The sequence below is a fragment of the Paratractidigestivibacter sp. genome, from assembly GCF_963660155.1.
In the GTDB taxonomy this organism is placed as follows: Bacteria; Actinomycetota; Coriobacteriia; order Coriobacteriales; family Atopobiaceae; genus Paratractidigestivibacter.
In genome coordinates, this window is sequence record NZ_CAVKWG010000048.1 from 145,155 (window position 1) to 165,000 (window position 19,846).

The 19,846-nt window shown below is 68.4% G+C and carries 12 protein-coding genes; 3 read left to right on the forward strand and 9 right to left on the reverse strand.

Annotation, left to right across the window (positions count from 1 at the left end):
* Nucleotides 1-76: 76 nt before the first annotated feature.
* The 3 genes from U5709_RS09695 to U5709_RS09705 all read left to right on the forward strand — a co-directional run bounded on the left by U5709_RS09695 (nt 77) and on the right by U5709_RS09705 (nt 4,294).
* Complete coding sequence (locus tag U5709_RS09695) at nt 77-1,342, forward strand: DUF1015 domain-containing protein (protein WP_321971789.1); 1,266 nt, start codon at nt 77-79, stop codon at nt 1,340-1,342.
* A 27-nt stretch (nt 1,343-1,369) separates the two neighbouring features.
* A complete protein-coding gene (locus U5709_RS09700; RefSeq protein WP_321971790.1) occupies nt 1,370-3,535 on the forward strand; it encodes a hypothetical protein in 2,166 nt (721 codons plus the stop codon).
* An 87-nt stretch (nt 3,536-3,622) separates the two neighbouring features.
* A complete protein-coding gene (locus U5709_RS09705) occupies nt 3,623-4,294 on the forward strand; it encodes an HAD family phosphatase (RefSeq protein WP_321973292.1) in 672 nt (223 codons plus the stop codon).
* Between the two features lie 540 nt (nt 4,295-4,834).
* Here the strand turns inward: U5709_RS09705 and U5709_RS09710 are convergent.
* The 9 genes from U5709_RS09710 to U5709_RS09750 form a co-directional block, all read right to left on the reverse strand.
* Nucleotides 4,835-6,529, reverse strand: a complete 1,695-nt coding sequence (locus U5709_RS09710; protein ID WP_321973293.1) for a polysaccharide deacetylase family protein — start codon at nt 6,527-6,529, stop codon at nt 4,835-4,837.
* 79 nt (nt 6,530-6,608) lie between these two features.
* Entirely contained in the window at nt 6,609-6,989 is a 381-nt protein-coding gene (locus tag U5709_RS09715; RefSeq protein WP_321971793.1) for a hypothetical protein, read from the reverse strand.
* A gap of 88 nt (nt 6,990-7,077) precedes the next feature.
* A complete protein-coding gene (gene ruvB, locus U5709_RS09720; RefSeq protein WP_321971804.1) occupies nt 7,078-8,133 on the reverse strand; it encodes a Holliday junction branch migration DNA helicase RuvB in 1,056 nt (351 codons plus the stop codon).
* The gene (ruvA, locus tag U5709_RS09725) at nt 8,133-8,777 is read right to left on the reverse strand and encodes a Holliday junction branch migration protein RuvA (RefSeq protein WP_321971794.1); all 645 of its coding nucleotides are present in this window, start codon (nt 8,775-8,777) and stop codon (nt 8,133-8,135) included. The genes ruvB and ruvA overlap by 1 nt, the downstream gene beginning before the upstream one ends.
* Nucleotides 8,774-9,280, reverse strand: a complete 507-nt coding sequence (gene ruvC, locus U5709_RS09730; protein ID WP_321971795.1) for a crossover junction endodeoxyribonuclease RuvC — start codon at nt 9,278-9,280, stop codon at nt 8,774-8,776. Before ruvC ends, ruvA begins: the two co-directional genes overlap by 4 nt.
* Before the next feature lie 82 nt (nt 9,281-9,362).
* Nucleotides 9,363-11,225 (reverse strand): nitrilase-related carbon-nitrogen hydrolase, encoded by a 1,863-nt coding sequence (locus U5709_RS09735; RefSeq protein WP_321971796.1) that lies wholly within the window; start codon nt 11,223-11,225, stop codon nt 9,363-9,365.
* Nucleotides 11,226-11,341: 116 nt separating this feature from the next.
* Complete coding sequence (gene dnaE, locus U5709_RS09740; RefSeq protein ID WP_321971797.1) at nt 11,342-15,244, reverse strand: DNA polymerase III subunit alpha; 3,903 nt, start codon at nt 15,242-15,244, stop codon at nt 11,342-11,344.
* A 102-nt stretch (nt 15,245-15,346) separates the two neighbouring features.
* On the reverse strand, nt 15,347-16,288 hold the full coding sequence (locus tag U5709_RS09745) for a P1 family peptidase (protein WP_321971798.1): 942 nt from the start codon (nt 16,286-16,288) through the stop codon (nt 15,347-15,349).
* Between the two features lie 30 nt (nt 16,289-16,318).
* Nucleotides 16,319-19,846 carry a UvrD-helicase domain-containing protein gene (locus U5709_RS09750; RefSeq protein ID WP_321973294.1) on the reverse strand — a complete coding sequence of 1,176 codons (3,528 nt, stop codon included), beginning with the start codon at nt 19,844-19,846 and terminating at the stop codon, nt 16,319-16,321.

A 19,846-nucleotide genomic window follows, 5' to 3' on the forward strand; every position in this document is an offset into this window, starting at 1 on the left:
CATATCAAACGGGGGCGTTGCCGCCCGCGGTAGAATAGGGGCAAAACCATCCAGCAACCTCTGTGAGGAGAAGCACATGCACGCCTCCCCCTTCGCCTGCCTGCGACCGAACCCCGAGCACGCCGCCGAGTTCGCCTCGCTGCCCTACGACGTCTTCGACCGCAAGGAGGCCGCCGAATTCGTGGCGAAAAACCCCAAGAGCTTCCTCGCCATCGACCGCCCCGAGACCGCCTTTGAGCCCGGCCACGACATGTACGCCGACGACGTCTACACAGCTGCCCGCCGCATCCTCGAGGAGCGCGCCGCGGACGGCACTTTGATGCGCGACCCCAACAAGTGCTACTACCTCTACCGCCTCGAGCAGGGCGGCCGCTCCCAGACGGGCATCGTGGCCGCGTGCTCGCTCGACGACTATATGGACGGGACCATCAAGCGCCACGAGCTCACCCGCCGCGATAAGGAGGACGACCGCGTGCGCCACATCGAGGCGACCGGCTGCCAGACGGGCCCGATCTTCCTCTCCTACCGCGACGAGCCTGCCCTGGCTTTCCTGGTGTCCTCCGCCTGCGCCGCCGAGCCGCTCTACGACTTCACCGACGCCGAGGGCGTGCGCCAGACCGTGTGGCGCGTCGGGCGCCCCGAGGCCGTCGAGGCCTTCGAGCTCATGCTGGGCCGGATGCCCTGCGCCTACATCGCCGACGGGCACCACCGCGCGGCCTCGGCCGCCCGCGTCTGCCGCAGCATGCGCGAGGAGGCGGGCGACTCCCTCACCGGCGAGGAGCCCTTCAACTACCTGCTGTGCGTTCTTTTCCCGGCAAGCGAGCTCACGGTGCTTCCGTACAACCGCGTGGTGGCCGATGCGAACGGCCTTTCCGCCGACGAGCTCCTGGACGCCGTGCGTGCCGCGAACTTCGAGGTGGGCGAGGCGCAGCCGGAGCCCGTGGAACCCGCCGAGAAGGGCCAGGCGGGCATGTACGCGAACGGCTGCTGGCGCCTGCTCACCTGGAAGGGCGACGCCGAGCGCGACGCCGATCCCGTGGCCTCGCTCGACGCCTCCCGCCTGCAGAACAACGTGCTCGGGCCCGTGCTCGGCATCGGCGACCCGCGCACCGACGCGCGCATCAGCTTCGTCGGCGGAAACGCCGGCGCCGCGGAGCTCGAGCGCCGAGCGGGCGAGGGCGGCGTCGCCTTCAACCTGTACGCGACCTCCGTGGAGGACCTCATGGGCGTGGCCGACGCCGGCCTGCTCATGCCGCCCAAGTCGACCTGGTTCGAGCCGAAGCTCCGAAGCGGCCTCTTCATTCGCAAGATCTTTGAGCCCCGCACCGAGTTTTGTGCTTAAGGCACACAAATAAACACGAGGTAGATTATGCCGAACGGCCCCGCAAACAACCACGAGCGATCGGAGCTCGGCAGGCAGTTCGCCGCAACCGTGGGCGACGTGCGCAAATCGTCGGGCACAACGTCCCGCACAGGCCTTTCGTTCGACGTCGATAAGCTCGGGCGCGAGGCCGCCGCGGCAGACGACCCCTTCGCGTTTCTCGCCGCCTTCGCCGTCCAGGCCCGCGCGGACGAGTCGGCGAGCGCGCTCGAGCTGCGCCTCGCCGAGCGCCTCGAGGAGGCCGGCATCCTTGCGGAGGACGTCGGCATGCCCGAGGCCCATGTGGTGCGCCCCAAGACGAGCGGCCTTTTTTACGTACGCGTCGACGAGCCGGAGCTCCCCTACCTCGCCAAGCTGCGCATCATCGGCATCGAGGCGGCGCTGAACGGCGCGCTTCTGTGCCAGGCGATCCTCGGCGACCCCGAGCGCGCCTCGCGCGAGGACGTGGTCAAGGCCGAGCAGCGCGTCGCCCGCTCCGTGGTCGCGCAAGGGGCCGTCCCCTTGGCCGAGCTTGAGGGAGAGGAGCCCTGCGGCGAGTGGCACGACCGCCACGCCATCGCCGCCGGCATCGAGTGCCTGCGCCTCCCCTACCGCCTGCAGGCGCGCTTCCGCGTGAACGCCGCGCGGGGCGTCGCGGCCATCGAGTGCGACCTCATCGCGCCCCGGCTCATGCCGCGCGAGGCCTACGTGGACGGACTCGGCGTCGTCGAGACGACCGCGGCCATGCGCCGCCGCTCCGCCACCGACTACAACCTGCGCGTCCTTATCCTCATGGCGGCCTACGTGTTCACCTGCACCGAGGACATCGACCGCGTCTACGTCGCCGGCGTCCGCGACACCGCGTCGAGCCACGCCTGCTACGCTTCGGCCTGCGTCGAGCGCGCCGACATCGAGGGGCTCGACCTCTCCGCGATAGAGCCCGTCTCTTTCCTGCGCTTCCTTTGCGCGACGCTGGACGAGGCGGACGGCGAGCTCGCCCCCGTGCAGCAGGGCTTCTCGCTCAACGAGGCGCTATTTTGCCCCAAGGAGCGCTTCGTGCGCCCTGAACTCGAGCAGCGCAGGCTCAGGCCCTCGCGAGGCGCGGCCCTCGGCTGCCGCTATGCGGAGGGCATCGCCGTCGACGAGCGCGCGAAGCTGCGCGAGGCCGCCCGCGTGGCGGCGTCGCGCATGGGCCCATCGACGGCCGACAACGTGAGGATGCTCCTCTCGCTCGCCGGCGAGCTCGACGAGCCTTCCCTCGAGAACCCCGCCAAGCAGGTGGCCTCGGCGCTTATCGACGGGCGGCTGGACGAGGGCGACCCCGAGGCCGTGGCAGAGGCTTTCTTGGGCTCCGACGAGCTCTCGGCCGCCGTCAAGCGCGCTCAGAAGCTGTTCTTCAGGGGAGACCCCGCGGGCTGCGCCGCCGAGCTCGCGGCCGCGCTCGCGCCCATCGAGGCGGAAGGGGCCTATCGCGACGGACCGGGCGTCGCATGGCGCGTCTTCGACGGCTACGCCGACCGCGTGCTGTACAACCGCCTCTTCTCGGCGCACGACGGCGAGGTGCGCCTCGCGCCCAGGTCCTACCTCGATGCGCTCACCCTGCTCAGCACGGCGGACCTTCTCATGGGACGCGCCGACGCCGCCTGCGAGATCGCGCGGCAAGCCGCCCACCTGGCGCCCCTCTCCACGCAGGCCGCGATCAACTACAGCCACTGCCTCGAGGAGACGGGCGACATCGAGGCCGCCGTCGAGGAGTGCGCGCGCCTGCTTCGATGCGCCAGCGACACGCAGAGCATCGGGTTCGCCTACATCCACATGGCGGGGCTTCACTATAAGCTTGGCCGGATGCAGGCGTCCCAGGCGTGCTACCAGCTGGCCAGGCAGGTGCTTCCCGGCCAGCTCATCGACGCCGCGCAGCAGATCGCGGCGCTTTTGGGCGCCAAGCCCGCAGTGTCGCTCTCGACCGATAAGGCGCTTGCCATCGCCCGCGCCCACCGCATCCCCGTGGCCCCCAGCAACGACGTGGCCGAGGTCATCTACGAGGCGGCCGCCGCAGCCTGCGACGAGAACCTCTTCCGACCTGCGCGCGAGCTCGTCTACCTGCTCGTCGCCCTCACCCGCGACGACATCTACCACGGCGTGCTGCGCTCGCTCGAGGACGAGCCTGACTACTGAGGCGGCCCGCAGCCTACCTTGGCGGCCCCGCGATATGCCCGCACCGCGCAACAAGCCCGCCCACGACCTGATTTTGGAGAGAGACCCATGAGCAACCCAGTGAGCCTTTGGCCCGCGAGCTTCGACTACGCCATCTTCGACTTCGACGGCACCTTGAGCGCCACCGAGCAGCTCTGGGAAAAGGTGGACCGCGCCTTCTTCTCGTCCCGCGGCATCGAGTACACGCCGGCCGTCCACCAGACGCTGGCGACGCTCGGCTTCACCGGAGGCGCCCACTGGGTCCGCGAGGAGTTCTGCGTGCTCGACTCGGTCAAGGACATCTGCGACGAGTGGAACCGTATGGGCGCCGCGCTCTACGCGAGCGAGACGGTGCTTAGGCCGGGAGCCGAGGACTACCTGCGGGCCCTGCGCGCGGCCGGCGTGCCGCTGGCCCTCGCGACGACGAACGACCCGCAGGTACTGGCCTCGATGGAGCCGCGCGTGCGGGTACGTGAGCTCTTTGACGCCGTCGTGTGCGGCAAAGAGGTCGGCAAATCGAAGGATCACCCCGACATCTACCTCGAGGCCGCCCGCCGCATCGGCGCCGACCCCGCGCGGACCATCGTCTTCGAGGACATCGTGGCCGGCACGAGAAGCGCCAAGTCCGCCGGTTTCATCACCTGCGCCGTGGGCTGCACCGACCCCCTGCAGCCCGTCGAGACGCTGCGCGCCGAGGCCGACCTGTGGCTCGAGGGTTGGGACGAGATCCCGCTCGGCTAAACCTTCCAAATAGGAACGGAACACAGCAACGTAGCGCCCGCATAGAAAGAGTTGAGCAGCGGGCACCCAGGCGAGCGAAGCGAGCGCAGCCCGCGGAGCAATTCTTTCTAAGCGGGCGCCCCGCGCGGCGAGGGGTTAATCCGCGTGCTCCGCCGGCACGGTGCCGGCTGCCCGGCCCGCCGCGCCCGCCATTGGCGACAAACCTCCGTCGCCCGCAAAGAAAACGGCCCGACTTGGTCCGTTCGCAAAAATAACGCGCCCACTTGGTCCGTTTGCAAAGAAAACGGCTCGACTTGGTCCCAATCCGACCAACTGGGCGCGTTTTCTCGGCGCCGCGGCCCAAATCGGACCAACTGGGCGCGTTTTCTTGGCGCCGCGGCCCAAATCGGACCAAGCGGTGGGTTTTTCTTTGTGGCACGGCCCCTCTCAGCGAGCAAGGCGGCCGCTTAGAAAGAGTTGCGCAGCGAGCACCCAAGCGAGCGAAATGAGCGCAGCCCGCGGAGCAATTCTATCTAAGCGGGAGCCCTACGCTGCGAGGGGTTAATCCGCGAGCTCCGTCGGCCAGGTGCAGTCCTCGGGCATCGTCGCATAGCCGCTCGCGATGTCGGCGGGGATGGAGGAGTCGCTTCTCATGAGCTCGCCCACGGTCACGAACTTATAGCCCTCGGCCTGCAGCGTCTCGATGATCTGCGGGAGCGCCTCCACGTCTTGCGAGCGGTCACCGCCGCCGTCGTGCATGAGGATGATCGCGCCCGTGAAGGCCCCGCTCGTCGACTTGCTCACGATGGAGTCCGAGCCGGCGCGCCGCCAGTCCTCCGAGTCGAGGTTCCAAAGCACGCTCAGGCTGGCGAGGCCGCCCGACTTGAGCCACGTTGACTCCTTGAAGTCGCCGTACGGCGGGCGGAAGGACGTGGTCTGGACGCCGGCCGTAGACTCGATGAGGCCAAAGGCGTTCGAGAACTCGGACTGCAGCGAGGAGGCGTCGAGGGTCGTGAGCTGCTGGTGCTGATGGGTGTGGCTCATCAGCTCGTTGCCGGATTCCACGATCTTCTTGCAGAGCTCCGGGTACTCCTTGATGTTCTCGCCGAGGTTGAAGAACGTCGCGTGGATGCCGTACTGGTTGAGGATCTCGATGTACTTCTCGGTATAGGTCTCGGCCGGGCCGTCGTCGAAGGTGAGGGCGATTAGCTTTTGGCTCGAGTCGTCCGGCTTGATCTGGTGCACGGTGACGACGCAGTTCTGGGTCTCCTGGATCCAATCGCCGTCGGCCGTCTCGCCCGACACCTTGCCGTGGCGCACCTCGCGCTTGCCCACGCGCGGCCACTGCGAGATGTAGGTGATGTTGCCCCAGGCATCGCCGCCCATCTCGAGCTTGGGCTGCTCCTCGACGACCTCCACGTCGTAGTCCTCGTACTTGTCCGCCCCGTCGCGGATGGTGAGGTCGTCGCCGTCGGAGGCGCGGTAGTCGTCGAGCTTGTCGGAGGCGATGTCGGTGCCGTTGACGGAGGCGGAGTACGCGTAGCCCTCCCCTTCCGAGAGCACGTTGCCACCCACGGTGATGAGGTTGCCCGACGTAGTGGAGACGTGCTTCTCCTTGATGATGGTGGCGAGGTTGCTGCCGACCTTAACGCTGGTGGCGGACCCGTTGAGCTTGATGTTGATGGAGCGCGTGTTCCACCAGAAGAGACCGCCGCCGATTATGGCGACGACGACGAGGATGCCGACGAGGGTAGAGGGCGTGAGCGGCTCGAAGCGCAGGTTGACGAACGGCAGATGGAAAGAGCCGCCGCCAGAAGAGCCGCGGCGAGCGCCCGAGGCGCCGCTTCGCTCCGCGCGTGGTCGGGAGGTGCGCTGACGGGACGAGTAGGCGCCGACGCCGGCCGAGCGCGAGGCGGCGGTGTTCGCGTAGCCGCGGCGCTCGGGCCGCGCGCCACCCTCAGGGGCCGAGGCGGCGCCCGCGGACGAGGCGGCGGCGCGGTCGTCCGCGGCCGTGGTGCGCGAATAGGCGCCCGGCAGGACCGAGCGCCCGTTATCGGAGTTCACGTAGCGGCTGGCGGCAGGGTTGTCGCGGCTCAGGTGCGGGTGCGTGGCCTTGCGACGACGCGGGTGCGCGGAGCCGGAAGAGGCGCCGTCTGAGGTGCTGTAGCGATCGCCGTAGCGGCTGCGGTATTCTTCCCCGCTCGGGTCGAAGAGGGTGCTGGGGCGGCCGTTGCCTCGGTTCGTGCCTTGGGACATCAAATGCTCCGTTTATGGTCAAGAGCCGCGGCGCTGATGCGTCGCGGCCGATAGGTGCGGGTCTGTGCGCGGCGAAGACCTAAGCCTCGTCGGCGAACTCCTCGGGGACGACGTCGGGGTCGCAGCCGAAGGACTCGGCGACCGCCTTTGCCTGCGCGAGGCGGATATGGGAGAGGTCCTCGTCGCCGCGCTGCTTGTACACTCCGGCAAGCTGCGTGAGCGAGTAGCACACGTAGGAGGCCACCGAGTCGCCGATCCCCGAGAGCACCATCATGGTGACGAGGGAGTCCGGGGCAAGCGAGAGCGCCGTGGTGTAGTCGAGCTCGAGCAGGTCGCCTATCTGGTGCTCGACCTCCTGGCAGGCCTCGGGGTCGAGGTCCTTCTTGGCACGGTGGAGGGACTCCTTGACGGCCTCCGCGAACTGAGAGATGAGCTCGAGAATGTAGTCGCGCTGCAGCATGGCGAATCCTTTCGGCGGTTCAGTCGTGTCCACAAGCGATTGTATACCCACGCGAAGGTGCGGCGGGTACCCGGCGTGCGGGCCGCCGTCAGTCGCCGGGAAACTCGAGCCCCAGGTGGTCGAAAGCGGCCACGGTGGCCTGGCGCCCCTGCGGAGTGCGGACGATAAGACCGCGCTGCAGCAGGTAGGGCTCGTAGACGTCCTCGAGCGTGCTCGGGTCCTCCGCCACAGCCGAGGCCACGGTGGTGAGGCCGACGGGCCGGCCGCGGAACGTCTCGCAGAGGGCGCGCAGGATCTTGACGTCCATCCAGTCGAGGCCGAGCGCATCTATCTCGAAGAACTCGAGCGCCTCGGCGGCGACCTCCCAGGTGATGTCTCCCGAGGCCTTGACGCACGCGTAGTCGCGCACGCGCTTGAGCAGGCGGTTCGCCAGGCGCGGGGTGCCGCGCGAGCGTGAAGCGATCTCGAGCGCGCCCTGCTTGTCGATCATGACGCCCAGGATCGTGGCCGAGCGCGTGACGATGACGGCGAGCTCCTCGGGCGAGTAATAGTCGAGGCGGTAGCTGATGCCGAAGCGGTCGCGCAGGGGCCCGGTAAGAAGGCCCGTGCGGGTCGTCGCGCCCACCAGCGTGAAGCGCGGCACGTCGATGCGGATGGAGCGCGCGGCCGGCCCCTTGCCGATGACGATGTCGAGAAAAAAATCCTCCATGGCGGGATAGAGGATCTCCTCGATCTGGTGGTTTAAGCGGTGGATCTCGTCGACGAAGAGCACGTCGCCCTCCTCGAGGTTCGTGAGGATGGCCGCGAGGTCGCCCGCGCGCTCGATGGCGGGACCGGAGGTCGTGTGGAGCTTCGCGCCCATCTCGTTGGCGACGATGCCCGCGAGCGTGGTCTTGCCGAGGCCCGGGGGACCCGAGAAGATGACGTGGTCAAGGGGCTCGTTTCGGCTTTTGGCGGCCTCGATGAGCACCTTAAGGTTGGCGCGCACGCGCTCTTGGCCGCAGTACTCCTCCAGGGTCCGGGGGCGAAGGCCGCGGTCCTGCTCCAGGTCCTCGCCCGTGAGCTCGCCCGTGACGGCGCGATGGCCGGGAATGTTCGAGACCGATGGGGCGCCGAAGAGGTCCTTGTCGCTCGCCTCCCACATCATCGACCACTCCCCAGGCGCTTGAGGGCAAAGGCAAGCGTCGCCTCGATGGTAGCGGCACCGGCGGCCTCATGCCCCTCGAGCGCGAGCTCGCACTCCTGCGGGGTGAAGCCCATGGAGAGGAGCGCCTCGGTAGCCTCTGAGTCCACCGAGGCCAGCGAAGAGGCGCCGGCTCCGGCCAGCGGCAGCGCGCCCGGCGCCGTGGCCGAAAGCCCGACGAGGCCCCTCAGCTCGGTGTTCTTGGAGAAAATGTCCGAGAGCTCGACCAGGAGGCGCGACGCCTTCTTCTTGCCGACGCCCGGGACCTTGGCCATGCGGGCGGCGTCCTCGGTGGCCACGACCGTGGCGAGCTGGTCCGCCGTGAAGGTGGAAAGGACCGCGAGCGCGAGCTTGGGCCCCACACCGCTGATGGCGCGGAGCTGGTCGAAGAGCGCGCGCTCCTCGCGCGTGGCGAACCCGTAGAGCTCTTGGGCGTCCTCGCGCACGATGAGGCGCGCAAGGACGGTGACGCCGGCGGCCCCGGCCTGGGGCAGCGCCGCGGCCGTGGTGGACGAGCAGCCGAGCTCGTAGCCGACCCCGTTGACGTCGATGACGATGTGGCTGGGCAGGACCTCTATGAGCGTGCCCGTGAGCTGGACGATCATTGCAGCGCCCTCCTGGAGTCGGTGAGCTGGACGGTTCGCCTGAGGTTGGCGTGGCAAACGGCGGCGGCGAGCGCGTCGGCGGCGTGGTCGGGGTGAGGCTCGTGGTCGAGCGAAAGGATACTGCGCACCATGTACATGACCTGATGCTTATCGGCGGCTCCGGTGCCGACGACCGCCTGCTTGATTTGCATCGGGGTGTACTCGCCCACCGTGAGGCCAGCCTTGGCGCAGGCCACGATGGCGACGCCGCGGGCCTGCGCGGTGGCCACGGCGCTCTTCACGTTCTCGCCGAAATAAACGTTCTCGATGGCGAGCTCGGTCGGCCCGAACTTATCGATAACGGCTCTGAGCTCGTCATATATGCGGCCCAAGCGAGAATCGATGGCTTCATGGGCTTGGGTGCCAACGCAGCCGTACGCGCGGGCGCGGCAGAGCGACCCCCGCGTCTCGACGACGCCCCAGCCCGTGTGGGCAAGGCCCGGGTCCACGCCGAGGATAATCATGCACACCTCTTTTCCGCGCTACGCTGAGGTTGATAATAGAACGGTCGTTCTATCCTATCACAGCGAGGGCGAGGCGGGTCCGTCAGTTATCGGAGAAGAGCCAGCCTTCCCAGAAAGGCCCTGCGTCGCGGCGACTGCCGTCGTCCGCGCCGTCCCGGGGGCTCTCCCCCTCGTCGCCGAAGAGGCCGCCCAGACCGGCTCCGTCGCCTTCGCCGCCGAGCATCGAGAGCAGGTCGATCGCCTCTTGGGCGCGCTCCCGCCCCACGTCATGCCCGCCGGTAGCACCGTCCTTGTCTCCGCCCTCGGCGGCCTCGGAGGCCATCGCCTTGGCGACCCTGCGGATAACGGCCTCCAGGTCGAGCTCCTCGTCGCTCGAGCGCACCCGGTCGCGCCACTTGAGGCCGAGGGGGCCGCGCGCCTCCGCGACGGTCTTGGAGCTCATGGTCGGCGCGAGCACGCTGCCGGAGAGCCTGCTCATCGCGTCTCTTGCCTGCGCCACGACGTTGCGCCCGAGCTCGGCATCGCCGCACTCGACCGCGACCTCGGTGAGCGGCCGCTCCCACTCGATGTAGCCCGAGAGAATGAAGTCAAGGGTCTCCACGCGCTGCTCATCGGTGCCGCGGACGCCGCGGGCGACCTCCTCGACGTCGAACGATGCCCTGGCAGATGCCGGTATAACGGGCGAGATCGTGTTGCGGAGGCGCGAGAGCGCGAGCACGTCGGAGCGATAGATGTCGCCGAAAGGCAGGACGCCCGTGAGGTCGCGGGCCGGCGCCGACCCGAGCGCGATCGCCGTCTTGTCCGCCGGCCCGAGAAGCACGTGGCTGTTTCTGCGCGCTTCGGCGCCCACGCGCGCCCAAGCGAGGTCGCGTGCAAGCTCCGGGTCGCCGTCGGCGCCGAGCGCGGCGGCTTCGAGCTCGTCAGCGCAAAGCCGCAGGTTCTTGACCAACCTGCGGGACGCCTCGTCGGTCGCCTTGTCGCCCCAAGCCAAGATCGTGGGATGCACGTGCGTGGGGCCGAGCGCGTCAACGGCAACGACGCAGGCAAGCATGGGCGAGAGGCGCCCGTCGACCACTATGGAGACGTCCGTCGCGCCGAGCGAGCCCACGATTCCTGCAAGCCCCTCGCACAGGGCGCCCCAAGCGGTCACGGCAGGGTCGAACACGGGCATGGCCAGCGGGTTCTTGAGGGGGCCCTCATCGCCGGGGTCGACGTCGACCACCATAAGCGCCTCCTCGAGAACCGGCGCCGCCGCAGCGAGCTCACCCCAAGGCGCCAGCGCGAAGCTCGCGCCCGGGTAGACCTCAGAGCCGCAGAAACCAACGCCGCCCGCGCCGATGACCCATGCGCCCATCGCGTCGGCATCCGCCTTGAACCGCGACTCCGCGACGCTCGCCCCCAGCGAGCTCGCCTCGTCGTCCAGCCCGAAACCATAGGTCGAGCAGAACAGCACAGCGTCGACCGGGTACTCATAGGCCACGTAGTCGTCAAGCTCCTCGTAGGTGAGCGCGACGCCTATCTTTGCCCCGCAGACCTCCAGCAAGGGCTGGGTAAGCGAAGGGTGGGCGCCGTCGTCGGGCAGGTCCGTTCCCTCAGAGGACGAGGCCATTGCGCGCATCTTGCCGAGCAGGCGCAGCGGCACTGCGCGGCCCTCCTTGAGGAAGACGACCTCCATGGCCCCGTCCAAAGACGCCGGGAGGACCACCGGCAGCAGGGTCGGGCACGCGACCTCGTCCGCGAGCTTGGACACGCAGGCAAGCTCGTCGGCAAAGAACCCCTCGCGGTCGCCGCCCGCGAGGGGCTCGGGCGAGCAGAGCGCGCACGAGGGCAGCACGAGCAGGTCGGCGCCGTCGCGCACGGCGTCGACCGAAAGAGAGGCGATGCGCGCCCGCGCGGCGTCGAGGTCGCCCATAAAGGAGCGGATCTGTGCGACGGCTATCTTCATGAGCTTCTCCTCAAATAAACGAACTGCAGGTATTCATAGGCAACAACAGGACGCGACGGTACGCTTTGCCGCGGCGGGGGTCCGCGGGCCTCGGACAGGCGGGCCTCGGGCGCCCCTTAAGCCACGAGGACCTTGCCCGCGCGCCCGACCGCGTCGGATACCTCCGCCATCAGCACCATGTTTCGCGCGTCGACGGTCGTGGGCAGCTCCATGCGCATGACGTCGCCCGTGGCCGACTCGACGCGCACCTCCACGTGGTCGAGCCCGGGGTAGGTGGCCAGGATCCGACCGAGGTCGTCCATGCGCGAGCGCGTGAGGCTGCTCGCCGGCAGGTTGATCTCGAGCACCTTCGGGCGGTTCGTGTGCTCGTTCAGCACGAGCGGCTCGACCTCCATGCAGATGATCTGGTTGCCGCGGTCGCTTCTCTCCAGTTTACCGGAGACCTTGACGAAGACGTCGCCCGAGGTGTCGCCCGTCTCGGGGTCCACCTCGCCGGCGAGCGTCGAGGCGCATTTCTTGAAGAGCTTCGGGAAGATAACGAGCGTGACCTCGCCTTCCATGTCCTCCAGCGTGACGATGGCCATGGGGTCGCCGTTCTTGGTGGTCTTCTTCTGCACCGCCGAGACCATGCCCGCGAAGCGCAGCACCTTGCCCTCGGGAACCTTGAACTGCTCATGGACGCCGCCGGCCGAGTCGGTGACCTCGTCGGAGACCTCGATGTCGGCCAGGCTGTAGTCGCGCGCCTTGGCGAGGGCGTAGGCGTACGGGCGCAGCGGGTGGTCCGAGACGTAGAGGCCGAGCACGTCGTGCTCGCGGGAGAGCTTGACCGAGCGGTCCCACTCCACGCCGTCGGGGGCGGGGTTGTCCTCGGTAAATCCCGCGCCCTCCACGTCGGCGAACATGTCGAACATCGAGACCTGGCCCGTGGCGCGGACCTTCTGCTTGCGCGTGGCCGCGTCGATGATGTTCTCGGGGTTGTTCTTGTCGACGAGGCGCATGAGCTGCATGCGGGTGTAGCCCGTGGAGTCGAAGGCTCCCGAGCAGATAAGGGCCTCGACCACGCGCCGGTTGGCCGCGCCGGAGTCCATGCGGTTAACGAAGTCGAAGATGTCGCGGAAGTTGCCCGACGCCTCGCGCTCCTGCATGATGGCCTCGCCCACGGCCTCGCCCACGCCGCGGATGCCGGCGAAGCCGAAGCGCACGCCCTCGGAGGTGGCGGTGAAGTCGCGGCCGGACTCGTTGATGTCGGGCGGCAGGATCGAGACGCCCTCGCGCGTGTAGGCCGTGACGTAGTGGACGATCTTCTCGGTCTTGCCCATGTAGGACGTGAGGACCGAGGCCATGTACTCCTTGGGGAAGTAGGCCTTGAGCCAGGCCGTCTGCATGACGAGGATGGCATAGCCCGCCGAGTGCGACTTGTTGAAGGCGTAGGACGCGAACTCCAGGACGTCGTCCCAGATGCGCTGGGCCGTCTCCTTCTTGTAGCCGTTCTCCACAGCGCCGTTCATCCAGTGGTCGTAGATGGTCTCGTCGGCGCCGTTGCCCTCCCAGTGGAAGACCTGGTCGGTCAGCATCTTGATCTTCTTCTTGGCAACGGGCTTTCGGATGCGCGAGTCCGACTCGCCCGGGCTGAAGTTCGACATCTTCATCGAGATCTGCATGACCTGCTCCTGGTAGACCATGGTGCCGTAGGTCTCGTCCAGGATGTCGGAGAGGCGGTCGTCGTAGAAGGCGACGGGCTCCTTGCCGTTCATGCGGTTGATGTAGCTCGTGACCATGCCGGCGCCCAAAGGGCCCGGGCGGTACAGGGCGATAAGGGCGACGACCTGGCGGTACTCCTTGGGCTGCATGCCCTTGATGGTGGCCGTCATGCCGGCGGACTCGATCTGGAAGACACCGGCGGTGTGTCCCTTTCCCATGAGCTCGAAGATCTTGGGGTCGTCGAAGGGGATCTTGTCGACGTCGATGTCCACGCAGGTCGCGCCAGGCTTGATGGTCTGCCTGACGGCGTCCGGCATGGCGTCGATGTCGGAGGCGCTCGGGTAGGCGCGGCGGATGTTCGCGAGCGCCTTGGAGATGACGGTGAGCGTGCGCAGGCCCAGGAAGTCCATCTTGAGCAGGCCCATGTCGGCGACCGAGTGGCCCTCGTACTGGGTGATCTCGACGCCGCCCTTGGTGTCGACCTTGGTGGGCACGTGGTCGTTCACGGGCGTGGGGGCGATGAGGACGGCGCAGGCGTGGACGCCCTCGCCTCGGTGCAGGCCCTCGATGGAGAGCGCAGCGTCGATGATGCGGCGGGCGTCGTCGTCCTTATTGTAGGCCTCCTCGAAGTCCGGGGAGTACATGTCCTCCTTGCCCTCAGTCTTGCTGAGGACGAACTTGAGCTTGGCCTTGGGGTCGCCCGAGATCATCTTCGAGAGCTTCTGGCCCTGCCAGACGGGGAAGCCGAGGACGCGCGCGGCGTCATTGATGGCCTGCTTGGCCTTGATGGTCGAGTAGGTGATGACGTGGCAGACGCGCTCGGGGCCGTAGAGCTCGCGCACGTGCTGCACGACCTCCAGGCGCCGCTCATCGTCGAAGTCCATATCGATATCGGGCATCTCGGAGCGCTGCGGCGAGAGGAATCGCTCGAACATGAGGCCGTTCGAGAGCGGGTCGAACGTGGTGATGTCCATTGCGTAGGCGACGAGGGCGCCCGCGGCCGAGCCGCGGCCGGGGCCGACGCCGATGCCGTTTTGCTTTGCCCACTGGACGTACTCCTGCACGATGAGGAAGTAGTCGGCAAATCCCTTGTCGCAGATGATGTTGTACTCGTGGTTCAGACGGTCGAGGACGTTCCAGCCGCCGATCTCGACGTTTTTCCAGTCCTCGCCGTAGCGGATAGCCAGGCCCTTCTCGCATTCCTCGCGGAAGCGCTGCTCGGAGGTCTCGCCCTCACGAAGGCCCGGGAACTTGGGCAGGTACATGCTCGACCAGTCGAGCTCGTAGTTGCACTTGGCCGCTACCTCGAGGGTGTTGTCGATGACCTCGGGCGCCCACGAGAAGAGCTCGCGCATCTCGCCCTCGCTCTTGATGTAGAACTCGGTGCCGGTCATGCGCTTGCGGTTGACGTCGTCGACCTGCGAGGCGGTGCCGATGCACGAGAGGATGTCCTGCGTGGGGGCGTCCTCGCGGGTGAGGTAGTGGTTGTCGTTGGTGGCGATGACCTTGATGCCGAGCTCGTGGCCCAGGCGCAGGATCTGCTCGGAGAGCGTGCGGTCGTTGAAACCGCCCCAGGCGGGGTCCTCGAGGCCGTGGTCCTGGACCTCGAGGTAGAAGTCGTCGCCGAAGATCTCTTGGAAGGTGAGCGCCCACTCCTTGGCCTTCTCGGGCTGGCCGGCGAAGTACATGCGCGGGATGATGCCCGAGACGCACGCGGAGCTGCAGATGATGCCCTCGTGGTAGCGGCGCAGCATGTCGAGCGTGGTGCGCGGGTAGTAGTAGAACATGTCGCCGGAGCCGGCCTCGCTCATCATCTTCATGAGGTTGACGTAGCCGGTCTCGTCCTTGGCGAGCAGCAGCAGGTGGTAGCGGTGCTGCTTGGTGCCCTTCTCGATGCAGTCATCGGTGATGAAGTAGGCCTCGCAGCCGAAGATCGGCTTGATGAGGAGCTCGGGGCGGTTCGCGCGAACGGCCTCGACGTCGTGGCCCGAGGACTCCCAGACGGCCACGTCGGACGCCCACTGGGCGTGGACGCGGTCGTGGATGTCCGCGTTGTCGGCGTCGGGCGCCGGCTCCTCGAGCTCCCAGCCCTTGGCGAAGCACTCGACGTCGTGCTTCCACTGCTTCATGTCGTTCTGGCCGTCGTTGTACTTGCGGCACTCGAGGTCGAAGTCGGGCACGCCGAACATGTAGCCGTGGTCGGTGAGCGCGATGGCGGGCATCTTGAGGTCGACGGCGCGCTTGACCATGTCGGGGATGCGCGTGGCGGCGTCGAGGATGCTGAAGTCGGAGTGGTTATGGAGGTGAACGAAGGCCATGCGGTCGGCGCCCTTCTTTTGTCGAGGTGTTAGCCATACAAGTTTAGCGCAGCCGCGAGCATTCCCTTGACCTGCAAAAGGGACTGTCCCTTTTGCAGGCCGCTAGGAGGCGGACCTCACGGCGTCGACGATGGCGCGGGCCATGACGTCGGCCGCGAGGGTGCCGGCCACGTTGACGTCGGCCGCCACCTTGCAGGTGGAGGCGGCGTAGATGGTGTCGCCGTCGGCCAGGGTCCCCACCGGGTTGATGCAGCGGGCAAAGGCGTTGCGGGCCATGGAGGCGATCTTGCTCATCTCGGCCTTGGAGAAGTCGCCATTGGTCACGATGGCGCCGATGGTCGTGTTGCCCGTGAATATGTCGGTGCGCCGCGCGATCCCGTAGAGCACAGAGCGCGTGTCGACAAAGCCCGCGCCGCCCTTGCCCCGAAGACCCGCGAGCACCTCGCCCGTCTCAGGGTCGCGCACGTCGCCGAGGGCGTTCACTGCAACGACGGCCGCCACCTTGAGCTCGCCCACCTGGGCCGCGAACATGCCGAGCCCGGAGTTGGACGAGCGCCCCATGCCGCAGATCTTGCCGACGGTGGCGCCGCAGCCGGCGCCGTAATCGCCGCTTATCGGTTCGTTAGCCTCGGCGTCGACGCAGGCGGCGTAGCCCATGGCGGCGTCGGGCCGCACGTCGGCGCGGCCGACACCCAGGTCGTAGAGGCAAGAGCCCAGCACGAGCGGAACGCGGGCGAAGCCCGTGTCGTAGCCGGCGCCGCGCTCCTCCAGATAGCGCATGACGCCGTCCGCCGCGGCGAGGCCGAAGGCGGAGCCGCCGGAAAGAACGATGGCGTTCGCGGGGCTATCGGCGGTCGTCGGGTCGGCGAGGTGCGTCTCGCGCGCGGCCGGGCCGCCTCCCGAGACGTCGATGCCGACCTTCGCCCCCTCGTCGAAGATGAGCACCGTCACGCCCGTCTTGGCCTCGGCGTCCTGGGCGTTGCCGATGCGGAGGCCCTCGACGTCGGTTATCGGTATCTCGGTGAAAAGCGCCTGCTGCTCCATGATCTTCCTGCTTTCTCTGTGGGCTATGCGCTACGCGCCGAAGCGATAGCGGACAACGAGGGGCTGGGCGGGGTCCTTCTCGTCTACGCGCTCGACGCAGACGAAGGCGCACTCCACTTGTGCAAAGCCTTGGTGCAAGAGCACATCGGCATAGAGCTCGGCCTGCATGGCGTGGCGCTCGCGCACCTCGCCCTCGCTCAGGTCGCGGTCGCCCGTCTTGTAGTCGATGACCAGCGCCTCATTCGACCCCTCATCGGTACAGAGCAGGTCGATCGCGCCTTCCAGGTACTCGCCGAACTCGCACTCGCGCTTAACGAAGAAGGGCTGCTCGGGCAGCAGACGACCATGGGAGAGCGCCTCGGCGCGGATATCGCTGCCCCGCCACAGGTCAAGCGCCGCCTCAAGGCGGGAGCGCTGGCGCGCCGAGAGGTGCCAGGTGGCCTGCGCCGCGCGCACCCGCCCCTCGGCGACGTCGCCGCCGCAGAGCACCATAGCCTGCGCAAGCTGGTGGAACGCCGAACCCAGGTGCGTGGCCCGGTCGGGGTCGGCGCACTCGGGCGCGGCGTCGGCGTCGTCGGCGTCGAGCACGCTCGCGGGGATGGCAACGTCGGGGGCGAGAAGGTCAGCCGGCCGCAGGCCACGCTCGTGCTCGGTCCCGCTCTCCTGTGCCCGCTCGCGCGCGTCATGGGCAACCTTGCGGCTCGCGGCGTCGAGCGCGCGGCGCGCCGAGGTGTAGCTGTAGGTGCCCTCGCGCGAGGACCAGAACCCGACCTCGCCCGCGGGTGCCTCGAGGTCATAGATGGCATAAGGCGGCTCCGCGGCGTCGCGGTCGCAGAAGAGCTTGCCGTCGCGCGCGGGCAGCTCGCCGTCGAAGCCCTCGAGCGTTCCCGCGGAGTCGGCGAGCACGAGGTCCTTGCGCGCGCTCCTCGACCCCTCGGCCTTGATGCCCTGGATGCTCACGAGGCGCATCACCGCGGACGCCGAGCCGCCGTAGTCGAGCAGGCGCTCGCCGGGCGTGGGCTCGTCGTCGCCCACGAGCGCGCGGATCGCACCCGAGGCGAGCCGCGTCGCGCCCTTGTCGGTCATGGGCACGGCGAGCACCAGGGCCTCCCTCGCGCGCGTCACGCCCACGTAGAGCAGACGCACCTTCTCGGCGTCGTCGGCTTCCCTGCCCTCGAGCTGCAGCTCCCTCACGAAGTCCGCGAGAGTCTGCCTTCCGATACCGGCCTCGGGATCGTCGTCGTCCAGGCAGGACTTCGTGGCGAGCGCGCAAAGCACGGACCCGTCGGCGAGCTCGCGCGAGAGCACGCCGACGGGGACCTTGGCGTCGCCCCAGCACTCGGCCACGGCGACGATGGGGAACTCGAGGCCCTTCGACGCGTGGATGGTCATGACGCGCACAGCGTCGCCCCTGCCGCCCGAGAGCACGGCCGGGTGCGCCTTGGCCACATCGAGCCAGCGGTCGAGCTCGTCGGCCGCCCTCGCGGGCCCGAGGCCGAGGTCGCGCGTGAGCTCGCGCAGGTAGCGCACGGCCGCGAGCAGGTTCGCCGCCTGCGAGGCCCCCTCGGCGCCGCGGCCCTCGAGGCGCAGCAGCCACCCGGACTCCACGAGCGCCGCCTGCACGACGTCGGCGAGGTCCCAGGAGCCGAGGCGCGAGAAGGCGCGCAGCAAGACGTCGCGAGCGCGAACCAGGCGCTCGGAGGCCTCGACGCCGGGGGCCATCTCGAACTCGAGCAGGCCCGCGTCGATGCGCCTCTTGCCGTATGCCCCAACCTTCTCCTGCCAACCGGTGCCGAGTGCGCAGAAATCCTCGGCGTCCAGGCGAAACATATCGCTGGAGAGCAGCGAGAAGAGCCCCTCGTCGGTGGCGTGCGGGTTCGCCAGCGTGTGCACGAGCACGCGAACGACCTCGACCTCGGCGAGCGACGAGAAGGTCGAGCCGCCGGTGACGACGCACTTGAGGCCGCGCTCGCGCAGGGCGTCCACGTACTCGGCGGCATTCGTCGTGGTGCCCAGGAGCAGCGCCATGTCGTCGGGGTCCTCACCGGCGGCGGCGTAGGCGGCCAGGCGGTCGGCGACCTGTGCCGAAAGCGCGGCCACTCGGTTGCCCGCGGCGGAGGCCCGGGCAACCTCGACGTAAACGCGCGGCAGCTCAGAGGCCTTGTAGCCGTCGTTTCGCTTGTCGTTGGGGGCAAGCGACATGAAGTTCCTGAGCAGACCGCGGCGGGGCTCGGCGTCGTCGAAGAGGGTATCGACGAACGAGAGGATGTCGGCGTGGCTGCGGTAGTTGACGTCGAGCCTTCTGTGGTCGGCATCGTCGACGTTCGCCCCGCGGTCCTCGAAGACGCGCACGTCGGCGCCGCGGAACCGGTAGATCGATTGCTGGGCGTCGCCCACCGTGCAGAGCCTCTCACCGCCGCCCGAGAGCAGGCCCACGAGCTCGACCTGGCGCGGGTCGGTGTCCTGGAACTCATCGACCATCACGAGCCTGAACTGCTCGGCATAGCGCCGGGCGATGTCGGGGTGGTCGCGCAGGGCCGTCAGGCAGCGGGCGATGAGGTCGTCGTTGTCCAGGTAGGAGTTGGCGAGCTTCAGGGCCTCGTAGGCCTCCGAGAGCTCGCGGGCGAGCGCGACGACGGTCGGAAGGTGCTCGGCGAGCACGTTGAGCCTCGCCTCGGCTCTGAGCCTGCGGATAGTCGCCTGAAGCTCCTTGGCCTGGTCCTTGGGGGCGCTGTTGGCCTTGGGCCCGTTGCCGAACGTCTCGAGGACGCGGCACGCCTCGGCCTCGGTGCGCTCGCTCGGCGCAAGCTCGCAGAAGCCTCGCAGGGGGTCGACGAGCTCCTCGGCCTCCAAAACGGCCTTCTCGGATTTGCAGACGCGGCGCTTCTCGAGAAGGAACCCCTCGTAGTCGTCGAGCAGGCCGGGCAGGCTGGCGGCCATGGGCTCGCCCGCCACGGGAAACAGCGAGTCGAAGCCGCGAGAGGAGCGCTTGGCGAGGCCGACGACGTCCCAAGCGAGGCCGGCCGCGCTGATGCCGCCGCGGCCCGCGACGGCGCGCTTGGGGAAGAGCGCACCCACGGCGGATGCCAGGGCGCGCACGGCGGGCTCGTCGGCGCGGCGCGTAAAGACCAGCTCCTGCGCGAGCGCGCGGTAGGCGTCGCCCAGGTTGTCGGGGAGCATCCTGAACTCCGGGTCGAGCCCGAGGTCGAGCGCATGGCGGCGAAGGATGCGCGAGCACATGCCGTGGATCGTCGAGATCCACGCGTCGTCGACGGTGAGCGCCTGCTGCTCGAGGCCGTTCTCGCGCAGCGTGCAGCGCACGCGCTCCTTAATCTCGAGCGCCGCGTCGTTGGTGAAGGTGATGATGAGCGCCTGGTCGAGGGAGTCGATAAAGGCTCCCCCATCGGCGGCCGAGCCCTCCGAGAGCGCCCAGGCGATGCGGCGCGTGAGGGTGAACGTCTTGCCGGAGCCGGCGCCCGCCTCAACGAACAGCGGCCGCTCGAGCGTCTCGGCGATGGCGCGTTGGGCGCCGTTCAGGCTGGAAAGGTCGATGGGCAT